The sequence below is a fragment of the Nocardia wallacei genome (genome assembly GCF_029868745.1).
GTDB classification, from domain to species: Bacteria; Actinomycetota; Actinomycetes; order Mycobacteriales; family Mycobacteriaceae; genus Nocardia; species Nocardia wallacei_B.
This window is the reverse complement of record NZ_JARWOP010000378.1, coordinates 14,362-30,720: the sequence shown is the minus strand read 5'-3', so window position 1 is coordinate 30,720 and position 16,359 is coordinate 14,362. Positions and strand designations below refer to the sequence as shown.

Below are 16,359 nucleotides of genomic sequence, written 5' to 3'. Positions count from 1 at the left end.
GGCCGGCCCCGGCCGCACCCAGCCGGGAATACCCGATGAATGGCGATGTGTGGCTACAGTTCGGTGCCGATTCGCGGGCTGTCCGGTGGTTGGTCGTCGGTGGTGACGCGGTGTACCAAGGTGACCGAGAATGCGATCAGGACGATGAGGGCGGTGTGGGCCGCCACGAGGGTCAGCCAGGGGAACATGAAGCCCTCGTCGGTGAGTTCGCCGCGGTCGCCGACGCAGTGCAGGGTGAAGTTGGTCGAGGTGCCCTCGGAGTCGTGGAAGGTGTCGGAGACGACGATCGGGTCGCGGTACGGGTCCGCGCAGAACAGGGGTGCGGTCAGCTCGATCTCGCCGGGCCAGATCACCGAGAGCAGGATGCTGAATACGAAGACGCCGGGAACGAGGCCGCTCAGGATCGCGAAGGGCTTGGCCATGGTCATGCCCGCTGTGTGCGGAGCAGAGTTCCGGCGCGGTCGAATTGGAGGACGGTCACGCCGCGGGGCGCCACGACATTCACCGTCACCAGAACGTTCTGCCCGGATCGGTGCACCAGCAACGCCGATACGTGCGCGTCGTCGAGTCCGCTGTGGGCGATCGACGTGTCGACGATCTCCTCGACTCGCTGTAGCGCGGGTACTTCGCCGATCGCGAAGGTGGTGCCGTTCAGATCGCCCGAGAGCGCCTGCACGGGCGCGGGTTCGCTGAGAGTGTCCAGCGCGAAGGTGTAGTCGTCGAGCTCGTCCGGCCGTTGCGGCACGCGAATTCGCAAGCGCGCCAACGGATATCGTCCCGACAACGCGCCTCCGCTGTTCAGCGCCGCGGTGACCTGCGGGGGCTGGTCGAGCATGATGAATTGGAACTGCGACGAATTCGGCGCGGTCAGCAGGATCACGCTCGCCTCGAGATCGGCCGTCCCCAAACGCCGCTGCAGCGCGGTGATCGCGCCGCCGGGCAGCGCGCTGACCAGACCGCCACCGCGCCCCTGCACGAGTTCTTCGAAGTCGGCGCGATCCACGGCGCCGATGCAGCCGGTGGCGGTCAGCGCGAGCACGCACAGTCCGAGAATCGAACCGCGCCACCGCCGGTAGTGCGTCATGCAGGAAACATACCGAGGCCCGGTGCGCACCGCGACCGGCGCGGGCGCACGGCCAGCTCGGGACCCCGGGCCACGGTCTCGAGCTGACCTCCCCTCCACACCCTCGGCGCCTGCCGCTCGTCCGGTGACCTTCCCGATCGGGGGCCCGGGTCCCGGATTCCCGCGTACTGCCGGGGGAGCCTACGACTGCCCGCCTCGTCGTCGTACACTTGCCGAAAGGTTATGCGGGCGTGACGTTTCGGCTCGACCGGAGACGCGCACACCCTTGCCTGATTCGCGCACTGGAGGGGATGCCGTGAGTCGTTCGGATTATCAGCCGTTGCACGCCTCCACCGCGGAGGTGTCGAAGGCGGACCGAACCGACTTCTGGGTGGGACATGTCCGCGGCAACCACGGCGCACTGCATTTCGACTTCGGCGACAGCCGCGATTTCGTCGGGACCACGCGGGTGCAACGCCTCGCCGATGCGCAACTGGGGGACTTTCAACTGGTCGAGTTCTCCTCCAAGCGCATTCGCTACGCACGATCGACGCGGCACATCCGCATGGACGACGACCGCAGCGCGCGGCTCGTGATCACGCTGGCGGGCGGCATCGGCCTGTCGCAAGGCGAGGACACGGTGTGGCTGCGGCCCGGGCAACTCGGCATGATCACCATGGGACGCCCGATGAGCCTGGCGCACAACGACAATGCGCACGGCTGGATCCTCACGGTGCCCGCGGCGGAACTGCCGGCGCGGTGCCGCGACCGCCCGCCGCTCGCGCTGGACCCGAAACACGCGCTGCTGAGCACCGTGGCGGCGATGACCGGGCAACTGGCGGCGCACCGCGAGACGATGTCGACGTGGGAGTTCCTGCAGATCAGCTCGCGCCTTGTCGAACTGCTGGGAATTTCGCTGGACGACCAGCGTGCGCCCTACGAGACGCGGCTCGGCGCAATCGCGCGGGACGCGCGCGGCTATGTCGAGAAATGCTCCGACGACCCGGCCGTAACGGCCGCCTCGATCGCCGAACACCTGGGCTGTTCACGCCGGATGCTCGAGGTCGCGCTGCAGTCGGTGCAGACCAGCCCCGCGCGGCTCTTGCGCGAGACCAGACTGCGGCGGGCCCGGCAGCGGTTACAGGACCCGTTCCGCGCCGACAGTATCAGCGCCATCGCCTTCGAGTCCGGGTTCGGGTCGATGTCGGCGTTCAACGAGGCATTCGTGCGCGAATACGACCTTCCGCCAGGGCAATTCCGCCAAACCGCCCGACGCCACGCGTAGCGCCCGTCTCCTGTGTACGGTAGGGACCGGCTGTCACCCCACAGTCCTATTCCCCTCCCGTACCGAGGGACTACATCGAACGAGAAATCTGCCGATAGCGTCGAGGACACCTCGCCGCGACCACCCCGCGGTTCCAACGAATTCCGGAGATTCATGACGACGTCGGCCTTGGTTCCAGAGTCAGCACCACGCGCACGGCGGCGCGGCGGCGCCGACGGTGACTACTCACGCCTCTTGCGCCGGATCTCCGACGCCGGGTTGATGGAGCGGCGTCCCCGCTACTACGCGATCCGGCTCAGCGTGGTCGGGGCGGTGTTCGTCGCCGGCTGGGCGGCGTTCGTCGTCGTCGGCAACTCGTGGTGGACACTGCTGATCGCGGCGTTCATGGCCGTGACCAGTGCACAGGTCGCCCTCGTCATGCACGATGTCGCGCATCGCCAGGTCTTCCGGTTGCGCCGGCCGACGGAGATCGTGGGCCGGGTGGTCGGCAACGCCGGGATCGGTTTGGCCTACGGCTGGTGGCAGGACAAGCACACCCGGCATCATGCCAACCCCAACCACGAGGACCTCGATCCCGATGTCGCGCCGGACATTCTGGTCTGGTCACAACGACAGGCGCGAGCGAGCCGCGGCCTGCCCCGGCTCATCGGGCGAGCGCAGGCGTTCCTGTTCTTCCCTCTGCTGATGCTGGAAGGTTTCAACCTCCATCTGGCCGGCGTCCGCGCACTGCGGGACCGATCCGTCAAACACCGCCGAGTCGAGGCCGCGCTGCTCTTCGGCCACTTCATCGGCTATCTGGCCGCGTTGTTCGCCGTGCTGCCCGCCGACAAGGCCCTCGCGTTCCTCGTCGTCCACCAGGTGCTGTTCGGCGTGTACATGGGCTGCATCTTCGCCCCGAATCACAAGGGCATGCCGACCCTGACCGGCGACGATCGCCCCGACTACCTGCGCCGTCAGGTGCTGACCTCCCGCAACGTGCGCGGCGGCGTGCTCACCGACCTCGCGCTGGGCGGGCTGAACTACCAGATCGAGCACCATTTGTTCCCGAACATGCCGTCACCGAATCTGCGGCACGCCCAGGTGATCGTCCGTGACTACTGCGCCGAAATCGGTGTGCCGTACCACGAGACGGGCCTGATCGCGTCCTATCGCGAGGCACTGCGGCATCTCCACCACGTCGGTGCGCCCTTGCGCGCCACGGAGTGACCAGGCGCACGAATCACACTGCGGCAGAGTTCCTTCGGGTGGTGACGGCGGCCGCGCGCTCGGCCGGGGTGCGGGACAGCGTTCGGCCCAGCGCCAGCGCCGCGGTGCGGACGGCGGGCGCGAGCAACTCGGGTGTGAAGCTGTCGGTGGGCACCGACACCGACAGCGCCGCGATCGGGCGCCCCGCGAGCAGCACCGGCGCGGCCAGGCAGCAGCCGCCCGGAGATGCCTCTTCCCGCTCGATCGCGACACCGGTCCGCCGCACGGCCTCGAGTTCACGGGTCAGGCGGGCCGGGTCGGTAATGGAGTTGCCGGTGTAACTGCGCAGCGGCAGGCTCAGGACGTGGGCGCGGACCTCCGGGTCCGCCGGTCCCAGCAGCGCCTTGCCGACCGCGGTGCACGTCAGGGGCAGCCGCCCGCCGATCTGCGAGGGCAGCGGCAGGGCGGCATGCCCGTGGATCTTCTCGACGTAGACGGCGTCTCGGCCGTCGCGGACCGCCAGGTGCACGGTCTGCCCCGTCACCGCGTACAGGTCCTGCATGAACGGCAGCGCCGCCGAGCGCAGCCGGTACTTCAGGCCGACGCGCTCGCCGAGTTCGAACAGGGCCAGGCCGAGTTCGAACTTGCCGCCCGTGCGCGTCAGCCAGCCCAGCTCGACCAGGGCGGTCAGCACCCGGTGCGTGGTCGAGCGGGGCAGCCCGGTGCGGGCGGTGACCTCGGCCAGGGACAGCGCCGTGCCGCCGGGAAAGGCGTCGAGCACCAGCGCCGAGCGCTGTAGCAGCGACAAATCGTCCCGTTTCATGGGACACATCCTATTCGCGGCGCATCCTCGGCCATAGCGTGCACGACATGACGACGGTGCAACCCCACACGATCGGCGCGGCCGCCGAACGACTCGCGGCAGCGGCGGCCACCCGGACCCCGTGTGCGCCGATCCGTGACCTGATCGGGCCGGACAACCTGGACGCGGCCTACGAGATCCAGCAGCGCAATATCGACGCACTGCTCGCCGGTGGCCGCACGCTGATCGGACGCAAGATCGGCCTGACCTCCCCGGCCGTGCAGCGCCAACTGGGCGTGGCCCAGCCCGATTTCGGTGTCCTGCTCGACGACTTCGACTGCACCCACGACGAGAAGGTCGACCTCGGCAGACTGCTTCAGCCCCGGATCGAAGCCGAGATCGCCTTCACCCTGTCCGGTGACATTCCGGGCCCGATCACGGCGGCCGAGGCGCCGCATTTCGTGGATCGGGTGCACGCGGCGTTCGAGATCGTCGACAGCCGAATCGCCGACTGGGACATCAGGTTCGCCGATACGGTCGCCGACAACGCCTCCTCGGGGCTGTATGTACTCGGCGACTCGCTAGCGATCGCCGACGCCCCCGACCTCGTCGCGGTCACGATGACCATGACCTCCGGCGGCGAACAGCTCTCGACCGGCCGCGGCGCCGACTGCCTGGGCAGCCCGTGGGAGGCCCTGGCGTGGCTGGCCAATACCTGCTGTGTGTTCGGTTCCCCTTTGCGCGCGGGCGAAGTCATCCTTTCCGGTGCGCTCGGGCCGATCGTGCCGGTGGCTCCGGGCGCGACCTACCAGGCGCACATTTCCGAAATAGGCTCCGTCACCGCGACTTTCACGGATTGACCATCTCACCCGAAAGCAGGACACCATGAGCCGGATCAAGGCCGCGGTCATCGGGTCGGGCAATATCGGCACCGACCTGGTCATCAAACTCCTCCGCGTCGCACAGCACGTCGAGATCACCGCGCTCGTCGGCATCGACCCCGCCTCGGACGGGCTCGCCCGCGCCCGCCGGCTGGGCATCGATGCCATCGACAACGGCGTGCGGGGACTGCTCGCACATCCCGAATTCGACGACATCCGAATCATTTTCGACTCCACCTCGGCCAAGGCGCACCTGGCGAACGAGGAGGCGCTGCGGCCCTACGGCAAGCGGCTGATCGACCTCACGCCCGCGGCCATCGGGCCGTTCGTGGTGCCGGCCGTCAATCTGGACGAGCACCTCGACGCCCCGATCGTGAACATGGTGACCTGCGGGGGACAGGCGACGATTCCGATCGTCGCCGCCGTGGCCGCGGTCACGCCGGTGCACTACGCGGAGATCGTGGCCTCCATCGCCTCGAAATCCGCGGGGCCGGGGACGCGGGCGAACATCGACGAGTTCACCGAGACCACCTCGGAGGCGATCGTGCGGGTCGGGGGCGCCGAGCACGGCAAGGCCATCATCGTCCTCAATCCGGCCGAGCCGCCGCTGATCATGCGCGATACCGTACTCACCCTGGTCACCGATCCGGACCAGGAGGCGATCCGAAAGTCCGTGCGGGACATGGTCGCCGCGGTCGCGGCGTACGTGCCGGGGTATCGGCTCAAACAGGATGTGCAGTTCACGAAGCTGGACGACGCCGAATCGGTCGCCACCCTCACCGGCGGCGTCGACCGGGGCCCCGGCCTGTGGAAGGTATCGGTCTTCCTCGAGGTCGAGGGCGCCGCGCACTATCTGCCCGCCTACGCGGGCAACCTCGACATCATGACCTCCGCGGCCCTGCGAGTCGCGGAGAAGATCGCCGACAACATGCTTGTGGAGACGGCCCGATGACCCAGACGACCACCCGCCCGAATGTCACCGACGGCGCCCCGCTCTACATCCAGGACGTCACCCTGCGCGACGGCATGCACGCCCTGCGGCACCGGATCAGCCCCGAGAACGTGGCCCGGATCGCCGCCGCCCTCGACGCCGCCGGGGTCGACGCCCTCGAGGTCACCCACGGCGACGGCCTCGCCGGGCACAGCCTCACCTACGGGCCGGGCAGCAACACCGACCGGGAATGGATCGAGGCGGCCGCCGCGGTCGTGCACCGCGCGAAGCTGACCACGCTGCTGCTGCCGGGAGTCGGCACCGTCGCCGAGTTGAAGCAGGCCTTCGCCCTCGGGGTGACCTCGGTGCGAGTGGCGACGCACTGCACCGAGGCCGACGTGGCCGCCCAGCACATCGGCACCGCCCGCGAACTCGGCATGGACGTGAGCGGCTTCCTGATGATGTCGCATCTGAGCGAACCGGCCGAGCTGGCCCGGCAGGCGAAACTCATGGAATCCTATGGCGCACATTGTGTTTACGTCACCGACTCCGGCGGCAGGCTGACCATGGACGGGGTGCGGGAGCGGGTGCGCGCCTACCGGGACATCCTCGATCCCGGCACTCAGATCGGGATCCACGCGCACCAGAATCTGTCGCTGTCGGTGGCGAATTCCGTAGTGGCGGTGGAGGAAGGGGCGATCCGGGTCGACGCCTCGCTGGCCGGGCACGGCGCGGGCGCGGGCAACTGTCTGATCGAACCCTTCGCCGCGGTCGCGGATCTGTCCGGCTGGAAACACAATTGCGACCTGTTCGCCCTCCAGGACGCCGCCGACGACATCGTGCGCCCGCTACAGGATCGTCCGGTGCAGGTCGACCGCGAAACCCTGACCCTCGGCTTCGCGGGCGTGTACTCGAGCTTCCTCCGCCACGCGGAAGCGGCGGCGAAACAGTACGGCCTGGACACCCGCGACATCCTGCTGGCGGTCGGCGAGCGCAGGCTGGTCGGTGGCCAGGAGGACCTGATCACCGACATCGCTCTGGACCTGAGCGCGGCGCAGCAGCGCTGACGCCTGCGGTTTCACGCCTGCTACTTCGCCGCGCTGCCGCAGCACGCGCCCTCGGCGGCCGCCTCCTCGGCGGTGCCGCAGCACGCCTGTACGGCTTCCGCGTCACCGAGTTGCGGTGCGTCGCCGAAGGATTCGCTGTCGGCGAGGACGGTGTAGACCTCCCAGCGCTCGCCGTGCGGGCCGGTGACCCACACCTTGTCCTGGGTGGCGAAACAACACGTGGTCGCGATCTGCTCCTCGGCGAACAACCCGGCCTCCGACAGGCGCGCGATCTCGCCGTGCACCTGCTCGGAGGTCTCTACCTCCACCCCGAGATGATTGAGCGTGCCGCCCTGGCCGGTGTTCTCCAGCAGCACCAGCTTCAACGGCGGCTCCGCGATCGCGAAATTGGCATACCCCGGCTTGCGCTTGGCCGGTGCCGTGCCGAACAAGGTCGAGTAGAAGGCGACGGCCTGCTCGAGATCATCGACATTGAGGGCGAGTTGGATGCGGGACATGATGACGAACCTCCACTTGTGAGACATATGTCGAAGAACTCGACGGCCTGAGTCTGCACCACTTCTTCGACATATGTCAATGCACTGGGTAGGGTTGGTCTCATGCCCAAGGCGCTACCCGTGATCGACATGTCCGCCCCCGTCTGCTGCCGGCCCGTGGCGGCCGGTCCGATCGACGATGCCGCCGCATTGGAAGTCGCCTTGCGCCTCAAGGCAATCGCGGACCCGGTCCGCGTGAAACTGATGTCCCTGCTACTCACCAGCCCGCGCGGCGAAGAGAACGGCGGCGACCTCGCCACCACGGTCGGCCTGTCGGAATCCACCGTCAGCCACCACCTCACCCAACTACGCAACGCCGGCCTCATAGAGTCCGAACGCCGAGGCATGAACACCCTCCACCGCCCCCGCCGAGAAGCCCTCGCCGCCCTCTGCACCGTCCTGGACCCCAACTGCTGCCCCTGAATCGACCCGGCCGGACGTGTTCGGGTGATCGGTCAGGTGGTGGGGCGGCCGGGGGAAGTGGTGAGGCTGTTGTACAGGGTGCTCAGGTCCAAGGTGTCGAGGGAAGTGGTCGGGGGGCGGGTGGTGTGGTCGACCTGGCGGTGTAGGGCTTCCATTTTTTCGTCCAGCTGGGCGGCTACCTCGGCGGCCTGGGTCAGGTCGGTGCGGAGGTTGGGTGGGACCTCGCCGCGGTATTTGTAGTAGATCTTGTGCTCCAGGCTGGCCCAGAAGTCCATCGCGATGGTGCGGATCTGGATTTCGACCGGCATGCGCTCGGTGCGGTTGGAGCGGAATACCGGGATCGACACGATGAGGTGCAGGCTCTGGTAGCCGTTCGGCTTGCGGTGGGTGATGTAGTCGCGCTCCTCCAGCAGCGTGATGTCCTCCTGCCCGACCAGCATGTCCCTGATCTGGGCGATATCGGAGATGAAACTGCACACGACCCGGACCCCGGCGATATCGAGCACGTTCTCCCGGATGGACGCCAGGTTCATCGCGTAATTCTTGCGCTGGACCTTTTCCAGCACACTCTCCGGCGACTTGAGCCGCGATCCCACATGCTCGATCGGGTTGTACTCGTGGGTGCTGTTGAAGTCCTCGCGCAAGATATTGATCTTGGTCGTGATCTCGTCGATCGCGAACTTGTAGCCGAGCATGAAATCGAGGAACTGCTCGCGGAGCGCGCGAACGTCGTCGATGGTGACCCGACCCATGTCCGCGGGGGAGACATCGTCGGCGTGGGGGATCGGCTGCCAGGCTCTCACGTGCTTCATTCTGCCTTTGCCTGCGGTTTTCCTGCCACGCCGGGTGACGTCCGCCACGGCGGGAACGCCGTGCCGCCGGTCAGGAACCGCTGAAGTCGATCTGTGCGGCGGCATTGCCGACCGCGGTGACCATGCCGGTGCCGAGGGGCCCGCGGGAATCGAACAGGGTGGCCGTGCCCACCGAGATGCCGTTGCTCGTGAGGTGCGTTTCGGCGTGCAGGCCGATGCGGTCGCCGACCGGGACGCGGTCGAGGGCGACGGTGAGGTCCGCGTTGATGTAGCCGATGCCCCGCGAACCCCAATTGGTCACCAGGCTCGTGGATTCGGCGGCAACCACCGCTTGGACGAAGGGGCTGCGCTCCTCGCCCTCGACCGCGCCCAGCGGGACCGCCCACAGGCTCTTGCGGCCGGAATTCTGGTGGTCGGACAGGGTGGTCGACCAGTCGTGGTCGCTGCGATACCACCAGTCGACGCCCGAGTCGGCGGGCGGATCGAACGGGTGCTCGGAGTGCCACTCCTCGCCGGGCGGCGCGTCGGTGGCGCGCAACTGCACCAGCCGTGCCTCGGCGACCTCGACGTCGCCCTGCCGCACGTGAGCCGCGGCGATGTGGATGCGCCGGCCGGAGCGCACGACCTCGGTGCGCACCTCGAGCGGAGCGCCCTTGGCCGCCTTGAACATATCGATGGTGAACCGCGCCGGTACGAAATCGGCCAGGCCGTGCTCGCGTTCGAGCGAGCGAGCCGCCGCGGCGCAGATCGCCGGGCCGTTGAGCATGTCCGCCCCCCACCGACCGTACGCCCAGCCCTGCGGGAGGTACCGCCCGCCGTCGTCGATCGTGAACATGGAAGGCATGTCTGTCATACGCCCATAGTGTCGTATCGCCGACAGCGGTTCGCGCCGGGCCGGTCGGTGGAATGGCCGCTGCCCGGCCCGCGCATTGTTCGAAGTTTGTCGCAGAGAGGCGATGGGGTGCGTGCTATGTTTGGGGGCATCCGTCGGGAGGGCAGCGTTGGCCGAGTTCGGGAGCATTCTGTGGAGCGGCAGCGACGAAGCACACGCGGTCGATGTCGAACCGCATGTGCTCGCGGATTTGAATCTTGACCAGATCTTCACGGCCACAGGAGGAATCGCGCACGACGCGGTCCATCGTCGGCCGCTGCGCGACATCGATTCGGTGGCCTATCGGCACGAAATCTTCCGGGACCTGGAGGACGACTCCGTGCGCGCGGCATTCGAGGCCTTCACGGCCGGAATGCGTTCGGTACGAGAGCATGTGGAGCGCGGCCGACGCCTGCACCACCCGCAGCAACGCAACCGATGGCAACTCGACGCCGAGGCGGTCTACTCCCGGACACTCGCGGAGCTGGACAGCGCGCTGACCGCATTGCCGTTGCGCTCCAATGGATTGCGCCACTGGCGGGACTGGCTGCACGACCATATCGGCGCGCCGGCGTATCGGGAGCTGGTCGCCGAGGCCGCCGAAGTGCGCGCGGAACTGGAGTCGGTGCGGTACACCGTGCACGTCACCGGGCGTCAACTCGTCATCGATCGGTATGCCGACCAGGCCGACTACAGCGCGATCATCGGGGAGGCGTTCGCGCGCTTCCGGGCCGACGCCGTCGTTTCCCGGCCGCGCGTGGTCGACCCGTGGCCCGATATGAACGAAGTCGAGGAGCAGGTCATCGCGCTCGTCGCCGGTCAGCATGCGCGGCCGTTCCGCCGGCTCGAACAGCACGCCGAGCGGCACCGCGACTTCATCGCGCCCGCCGTCGCGCGTTTCGACACCGAACTACAGTTTTATCTCGACTATCTCCGGTTCGTCCGGAAACTCACGGCACACGGGGCGCCGTTCTGCTATCCCGAGGTCACCTCGGATTTCGCCGACATTCACGTGGAGGGCGCGTACGACGCCGCGCTGGCCGTACGGCTCGCCGGTAAGTCGGCCATCGTGGTGCGCAACGATTTCCGGCTCGAGGGGCCCGAGCGGATACTCGTCGTCACCGGCCCCAATCAGGGCGGCAAAAGCACCTTCGCCCGGATGTTCGGGCAATTGTTCTACCTGGCCGCACTGGGCTGCCCGGTGCCGGGCACGCGGGCGCGGGTACTGCTGCCGGACGCATTGTTCACGCATTTCGTCCACGACGACGACATCAGCGATCCGGACGGCGCACTGGCACAGGAACTGCTCCGGATGCGCGACATCGTGGACGGGATCACCGCGCACAGCATCGTGGTATTGAACGAAAGCTTCAGCACCACAGCGGCCGCCGACGCGCTGCGGATCGGCGGCGACGTGGTGCGCCGGATCGTCGCGCGCGGCGCCGTCGCCGTGTACGTGACATTCTTGGACGAACTCGCGGACCTGGGACCGGAGGTGGTGAGCATGGTCGCGGGAGTTGCCGCGGGCGACGAGGCCGTCAGGACATTCCGGATCGAGCGGCGGCCGCCGGACGGACTGGCCTACGCGGCCGCCGTCGCCGAGCGGCACGGCCTGACCTACGACGCGATCCGGGCGCGGGTCCGATGATCCCCGTAGGCCTGCTGCAGCCGCCCGACCGCCCGCTGCACGTGGCCCGCAACGGCGCCGCCGTCGCAGCGGACCTGAACCTGGACGAACTGTTCACGGTGATGGCCGCCGGTGACGAGTTCGTCGCGAGCGTCGTGCGGGCGGTCGTCCCCGCGAGCCTGACCGACATCGAGATCATCCGCTACCGGCAGGGCGTGCTGGCGAACTTCTCCGCGGAACCGGAAATGCTGCGCGCGCTGTACGCCGTCGCCACCGAGGCGACCACGGTGCGGCGCTGGATGGTCGGGCGCGGCCGCGCGCCCCGGAGCAAACTGGGGCTGGCGCTGCAACCGCTCGAGGCCCTGGTCGGCCAGCTGCGCAGACTCAGGCAGACGTGCGAGAAGTACGCCGGCGCGTGCAGCTCCGACGGCCTCGTGCGGTTCCGCGAGCTGATGACCGACATGCTCGACGACGACTATCTCGCCGGGCTGGAAACCCACTTGGCGGCATTGTATTTCGACGACGGCGTGCAGTTCAGCGCGGCGCTGGGCCCGGGGAACAAGGCCGACCGCATCGTGCTGCACGAACCGCCGCGCAACGCCAAACGGTCGCTGTTCGGGCGGCGCTCGGGCGCCACCTTCGAGGCGACGAGCGATTTCGAACTGCCCGACGATCCGTTGAGCGCCGTGGTCGAGCCCGCGCTCGACACGGTCGCCGAGGTGGTGTCCGGAGCGACCGACAGCGTGCAGGATTTCTTCCGGCACCTGCGCACCGAGCTGGCCTTCTATCTGGGCTGCCTGAATCTGCGGGACCGGCTCGGCCGGACGGGCACGCCGATGTGCTACCCCGTGCCGGTGCCGGGTGCGCCGGCATTGCGATGCCGTGACCTGCGCGACGCGGCGCTGTGCCTGTCCTCGGCGGACGTGGTCGGCAATGATGTCGAGGCGGCCGGGGTGACATTCTTCGTCGTCAGCGGCGCCAACAGCGGCGGCAAGTCGACATTCCTGCGCAGTGTCGGCACGGCGCAGTTGATGATGCAGGCCGGTATGTTCGTTACGGCCGCGGACTTCGGCGCGGACGTGCGGAACGGTGTGTTCACGCATTTCGTGCGCGCCGAGGATCCGGATATGGAACACGGGCGGCTGGACGAGGAGCTGGCCCGCATGCGCGAACTCACCGAGGCCCTGCGTCCTGGCGGAATGTTGCTGTGCAACGAACCGTTCGCATCCACCAACGACCGCGAGGCCGCGGCGATCGCCGACCCGATCATGTCGGCCCTGCTCGAATCCGGCGCGAAGGTCGTACTGGTGACACACCTCTACGACTTCGTCCGGCAGCGGTACGCGGCGGGACGGGACACCGACCTGTTTCTGCGGGCCCAGCGCGCCGCCGACGGCCGTCGCACCTATCGCGTGGCCGCGGGCGCTCCCGAGGCCACCAGCCACGGTGAGGACATTTACGCCCGGGTCTTCGGTGAGCGACTCCCCGGCGATCCCTCCGGCGACTGAACACCCGCCCGCTCAGGGCATTTCGCGGTACACCTGCTCGAACGCGCCGGTGATGTGCAGATCGGTGACCCCCTTGGGGTCGGTACGGGTCAACTGCTGCATTTGCCCGTCGTACCAGTAGAAAATCTCGCGCGTCACCGGCGCGCGGCCGCGCTCGGTGAAGTGGCTCGCGAAATCGATCAGCAGGTAGCCGGTGAACAGCGCGTTTGCCGCGCTGCTCAATCGGTGGAATGCGATCATGTGCTGGTCGGGGATGGCGATCAGCACCCCGTAGGGCGCCGGGCCGATCTCGCTGGCGACCAGGTAGGACATGACGGCGATCTTCGATGCGACGAAGGGTGATTCCCCTTCGAGCACATCGATGACGATATCGTTGCGCTCCAACCGGTTTCGGTGATCGATCGGCTCGGCTGCGGTATTCGCCGAGGCGAGGGTCCACAACTCTTCCGCGTCCCGGCTGCCCACGGCGGGCTCGCCGGTGCTCGCCGCGGGGTCGGACGGGTCCAGGAGTAACCCGGCCAGCGGTACCGCGGTATCGATGTCGGACGCAATCGGTTTGGCGTGCAACAACTTCGAGTTACGCCGCCCGGCGGTGTGCGGCGGCGCCACTTGGACGCGAATGTGGTCGGCGACCCGATCCCGGGCGGGCTGGGACGGCACGCACACCCCGGCTGCGGTGAAGTGGTCGTAGACGATGTGCGGCCACCGGGTGTCGGGCTCCTGCTGGCACTTGGACAACAATGTCTTCAGGTAATACCGGGTGCCGTCGACCGCGACCAGTTCCAGCGAGGCCGCCGGCGCGACGATCACCCCGAGGCCGAGAAGTGTGTTGATTGCAATTTGCCTGACCTTGGCTACCACTTCGTCCCGGCGCGAAGATGATTGATTGCGCAATGCTTGCTCCCCCCGCGAAGGTCAGAACTCGATCATATACGTCGTACATAAAGCAGTAAACCAAGGGTGTGGGTCCATTCGGGACGCATCGGTGGGTTGCCTACACAATGCTGTGTCGGCCCCGCGGGCTCCTCGGAAACGGACTGGCGTGGTTAGGGAGATGATGCCTGCGTACGAAGGCCCTGTCAACGTTCTGTGGCGGCGCACTATCGCCGTGGACCGGCACGGTGACGAGGCCCGGCCGGTGCCGCGAGAACGGTGAAAAGTGTTGTGGCGCTGGTGGTTGAGGCATCGCGCTCGCGATGATCGAGAGCGGTGTCCGGACCGGCGGCGCTGCCGCGGCGGTGCCGTCAGTTTCAGGGGCATCGGTCGGCCGATGCCCCTGTTCGCCCATGTCGTCCGCTGCGTGAGCACCGTTCTCGGTGCCCGAATGATCGGAAATGTCCGAAAATGTCGGAACTCGCGCTCAGTGCGCGGCCTTGAAAGCGTCGTGCACCTCGTTGGAGATGCGGCCGCGCGGCGAGACCTCGAACCCGTGCGCGAGCGCCCACTCGCGGACCGCCTGGATCTCCTCCCGCGGCCGGCGCGGCGACGGGCCCTTGCGGCGGCTGCCGCGCTTCGTGGTCGGCCGGCCGGTGCGCCGTGCGGGGGTGGCGCGGCGCTCGGCGGGCTGCTCCGGAGACGAGGCGCCGCCGGACTGGGCGGCCTCGAGCCATTTCCGGATGTGCGCGCGGAACTTGTCGACGTTCTCCGGGCGCAGATCCAACCGGTACTCCGTGCCTGCGATGCTGATCTTGACCTCTAGGGCGTGCCCATCCTGGATTTCGTTCCCGTCGAAATCGTCGGTAACGACAGTCTTTGTGATGACTTTTTTTGCCACCAGAGTCCTTTCACGGAGGTTGGACACCCTTGTGCAGGACATGGTAAACGCGCGCATTGTCGAAATGCAACCGGGCCACGCCGACCGACGACGATTACCACAGTTCCTCCGCCGCTCCCGTGCGCGGATAGCGATGGAGGTCACAGTAAACGCGGTGACCGGCGCAAGGGCCGATGGTCCGCAATGCGAGGGAAATGTGTACGGTAAGTGCGGATATTCGCCGGGTCTCGGGGCGGCATCGTTAATCGTGGGATGTTGCCATCGCGCGACCCTTGTGTGGCTAAAGCGAAGTGGCGTTGTTGCCGTTTCGTCACGGTCCGCGGCAGCTGAAAATTCTTTGCAATGTGCGATGGCTCCGTATCTCAGATCCGCTTGGTCGGCGGAACCACGTACCGGCTGTACACAATGTCGCGCAGGACGTCCTCGCCGCCTTCGACGATTGCGATATACCGCATGTCGCGAACCAGCTTGCCGATGATCGAACCGGTGGTGTATCCCAGGCCGCCGAACATCTCCGAGCCCGTCCCGGCGATCGACCAGCCGGTCTGGCCGCAGAACAGCTTGGTCGTCAATGCCGAGCGGAGCGAGCCCTGGCGGCGGAATTCGGCCGCGGCGTCCGGCGTCGCCATGAGCGTGTCGTATTCGCGCGCGGCGGCCAGGCACTGATTGCGCATCACCTCGATCCAGGTTTCCATCTGACCGAGCTTGGCGGCGAAGACGGCGTTGGCGGTCAGTGGTTCGCCGCGGACGTGTTTGTGCCTGCCGTACTCCATGCTCAGGTCGCGGATGCGGCGCGCGATACCGACCGCGGTCGCGGCGATGAGGATCCGGCTGGCATTGAGGCCGAACTCCAGCAGCCGTAAGCCGTGGCCCGCGAGCACATTGGCCGCCGGCACCCGGCAGTCCCGCAGGCTCAGCTGATAGGTGCCCGAGGACCGGAGGCCGATCATTTCCCAGCGCCGTACGACTCGCAGTCCCGGGGTGTCACGCGGCACCAGCACGGCGAGGTATCCGTCGGCGGCCGCTTCGGATCGGGCGACGACAATGTAGAAGTCCGCGAACCCGGCGTTGGTGGAGAAGTACTTCTCGCCGGTGAGTACGACGTCGTCGCCGTGCCGCGTGGCGGTGGTGGTGATCCGTGACAGTTCGCTGCCCGCTTCCTCCTCGCTGCCGACGGTGGCGCAGAACGTGCCGTGGCGGGCCATCGGTTCCAGGTAGGTGGTGCGCAGGTCGGCCGAGCCGTACAGCTCGACGATGCTGGTGCCGAGGATCGACACGAACAGGGTGAAGGCCGCGCCCGCGTCCCCGTACGCCAGTTCCGACACGATGTCGACGCTGTCGGTGAGGCCGAGGCCGAGGCCGCCGAGATCCTCCGCGAGCCACCAGTTCGCCAGTCCGGTCTTGTGGAACCGCTCGTACAGCGGCAGGGGCGCGTCGGCGAACGAGTCGAGGTACTCCTGCCGGTCTATCAGCTCCTCGGCGACGAACTCGCGGATCGTCCGCAGGTGCTGGGGTTCTGGTGCCATCGGGGTGACCTTCCCTTCGCCGGGCCGGGACCGAAGATTGCTCGCCTGCCTCCGAAGAATGCATTGTC

17 protein-coding genes are annotated in these 16,359 nt (G+C 67.7%); 8 read left to right on the top strand and 9 right to left on the bottom strand.

Annotated features, from left to right (window positions below; genetic code table 11):
• Window positions 1–53: 53 nt before the first annotated feature.
• Entirely contained in the window at window positions 54–428 is a 375-nt protein-coding gene (locus QH470_RS35755) for a hypothetical protein (protein WP_280276821.1), read from the bottom strand.
• The gene (locus QH470_RS35750) at window positions 425–1,084 is read right to left on the bottom strand and encodes a hypothetical protein (RefSeq protein ID WP_280276820.1); all 660 of its coding nucleotides are present in this window, start codon (window positions 1,082–1,084) and stop codon (window positions 425–427) included. Before QH470_RS35750 ends, QH470_RS35755 begins: the two co-directional genes overlap by 4 nt.
• 295 nt (window positions 1,085–1,379) lie before the next feature.
• On the opposite strand from QH470_RS35750, the gene QH470_RS35745 reads away from it, so the two are divergent.
• Both QH470_RS35745 and QH470_RS35740 read left to right on the top strand, forming a co-directional pair.
• Complete coding sequence (locus tag QH470_RS35745; protein WP_280276819.1) at window positions 1,380–2,348, top strand: helix-turn-helix domain-containing protein; 969 nt, start codon at window positions 1,380–1,382, stop codon at window positions 2,346–2,348.
• A gap of 153 nt (window positions 2,349–2,501) precedes the next feature.
• The gene (locus QH470_RS35740) at window positions 2,502–3,554 is read left to right on the top strand and encodes a fatty acid desaturase family protein (protein ID WP_280276818.1); all 1,053 of its coding nucleotides are present in this window, start codon (window positions 2,502–2,504) and stop codon (window positions 3,552–3,554) included.
• Between the two features lie 13 nt (window positions 3,555–3,567).
• Here the strand turns inward: QH470_RS35740 and QH470_RS35735 are convergent, their stop codons facing one another.
• Complete coding sequence (locus QH470_RS35735; RefSeq protein ID WP_280276817.1) at window positions 3,568–4,356, bottom strand: IclR family transcriptional regulator; 789 nt, start codon at window positions 4,354–4,356, stop codon at window positions 3,568–3,570.
• Between the two features lie 47 nt (window positions 4,357–4,403).
• On the opposite strand from QH470_RS35735, the gene QH470_RS35730 reads away from it, so the two are divergent.
• Genes QH470_RS35730 through dmpG form a run of 3 tightly spaced genes read left to right on the top strand, consistent with a single transcriptional unit; the run spans window position 4,404 to window position 7,214 of the window.
• Window positions 4,404–5,195, top strand: coding sequence for a 2-keto-4-pentenoate hydratase (locus QH470_RS35730; protein ID WP_280276816.1), 792 nt, complete (start codon window positions 4,404–4,406; stop codon window positions 5,193–5,195).
• 25 nt (window positions 5,196–5,220) lie between these two features.
• A complete protein-coding gene (locus tag QH470_RS35725; RefSeq protein ID WP_280276815.1) occupies window positions 5,221–6,168 on the top strand; it encodes an acetaldehyde dehydrogenase (acetylating) in 948 nt (315 codons plus the stop codon).
• A complete protein-coding gene (gene dmpG / locus QH470_RS35720; protein ID WP_280276814.1) occupies window positions 6,165–7,214 on the top strand; it encodes a 4-hydroxy-2-oxovalerate aldolase in 1,050 nt (349 codons plus the stop codon). The genes QH470_RS35725 and dmpG overlap by 4 nt, the downstream gene beginning before the upstream one ends.
• Window positions 7,215–7,234: 20 nt before the next feature.
• Here dmpG and QH470_RS35715 read toward each other — a convergent pair whose 3' ends face one another.
• Complete coding sequence (locus QH470_RS35715; RefSeq protein ID WP_280276813.1) at window positions 7,235–7,711, bottom strand: ArsI/CadI family heavy metal resistance metalloenzyme; 477 nt, start codon at window positions 7,709–7,711, stop codon at window positions 7,235–7,237.
• A 102-nt stretch (window positions 7,712–7,813) separates the two neighbouring features.
• Here QH470_RS35715 and QH470_RS35710 point away from each other — a divergent pair, with 102 nt between their 5' ends.
• Entirely contained in the window at window positions 7,814–8,173 is a 360-nt protein-coding gene (locus QH470_RS35710; RefSeq protein ID WP_280276812.1) for an Rv2640c family ArsR-like transcriptional regulator, read from the top strand.
• 32 nt (window positions 8,174–8,205) lie between these two features.
• Here QH470_RS35710 and QH470_RS35705 read toward each other — a convergent pair whose 3' ends face one another.
• Both QH470_RS35705 and QH470_RS35700 read right to left on the bottom strand, forming a co-directional pair.
• Window positions 8,206–8,976: a GTP pyrophosphokinase gene (locus tag QH470_RS35705; protein ID WP_425302837.1), complete on the bottom strand. Its 771-nt coding sequence runs from the start codon at window positions 8,974–8,976 to the stop codon at window positions 8,206–8,208.
• Window positions 8,977–9,055: 79 nt separating this feature from the next.
• The gene (locus QH470_RS35700; RefSeq protein WP_280276811.1) at window positions 9,056–9,838 is read right to left on the bottom strand and encodes an acyl-CoA thioesterase domain-containing protein; all 783 of its coding nucleotides are present in this window, start codon (window positions 9,836–9,838) and stop codon (window positions 9,056–9,058) included.
• Between the two features lie 148 nt (window positions 9,839–9,986).
• On the opposite strand from QH470_RS35700, the gene QH470_RS35695 reads away from it, so the two are divergent.
• Complete coding sequence (locus QH470_RS35695; protein ID WP_280276810.1) at window positions 9,987–11,504, top strand: MutS-related protein; 1,518 nt, start codon at window positions 9,987–9,989, stop codon at window positions 11,502–11,504.
• Window positions 11,501–12,991 (top strand): MutS-related protein, encoded by a 1,491-nt coding sequence (locus tag QH470_RS35690; RefSeq protein ID WP_280276809.1) that lies wholly within the window; start codon window positions 11,501–11,503, stop codon window positions 12,989–12,991. The genes QH470_RS35695 and QH470_RS35690 overlap by 4 nt, the downstream gene beginning before the upstream one ends.
• 12 nt (window positions 12,992–13,003) lie before the next feature.
• Here the strand turns inward: QH470_RS35690 and QH470_RS35685 are convergent, their stop codons facing one another.
• From QH470_RS35685 to QH470_RS35675, 3 genes are all read right to left on the bottom strand, one after another.
• The gene (locus tag QH470_RS35685) at window positions 13,004–13,801 is read right to left on the bottom strand and encodes a hypothetical protein (protein WP_280276808.1); all 798 of its coding nucleotides are present in this window, start codon (window positions 13,799–13,801) and stop codon (window positions 13,004–13,006) included.
• Window positions 13,802–14,351: 550 nt separating this feature from the next.
• The gene (locus QH470_RS35680) at window positions 14,352–14,765 is read right to left on the bottom strand and encodes a histone-like nucleoid-structuring protein Lsr2 (RefSeq protein ID WP_280276807.1); all 414 of its coding nucleotides are present in this window, start codon (window positions 14,763–14,765) and stop codon (window positions 14,352–14,354) included.
• A 362-nt stretch (window positions 14,766–15,127) separates the two neighbouring features.
• On the bottom strand, window positions 15,128–16,291 hold the full coding sequence (locus QH470_RS35675; RefSeq protein ID WP_280276806.1) for an acyl-CoA dehydrogenase family protein: 1,164 nt from the start codon (window positions 16,289–16,291) through the stop codon (window positions 15,128–15,130).
• Window positions 16,292–16,359 lie beyond the last annotated feature (68 nt).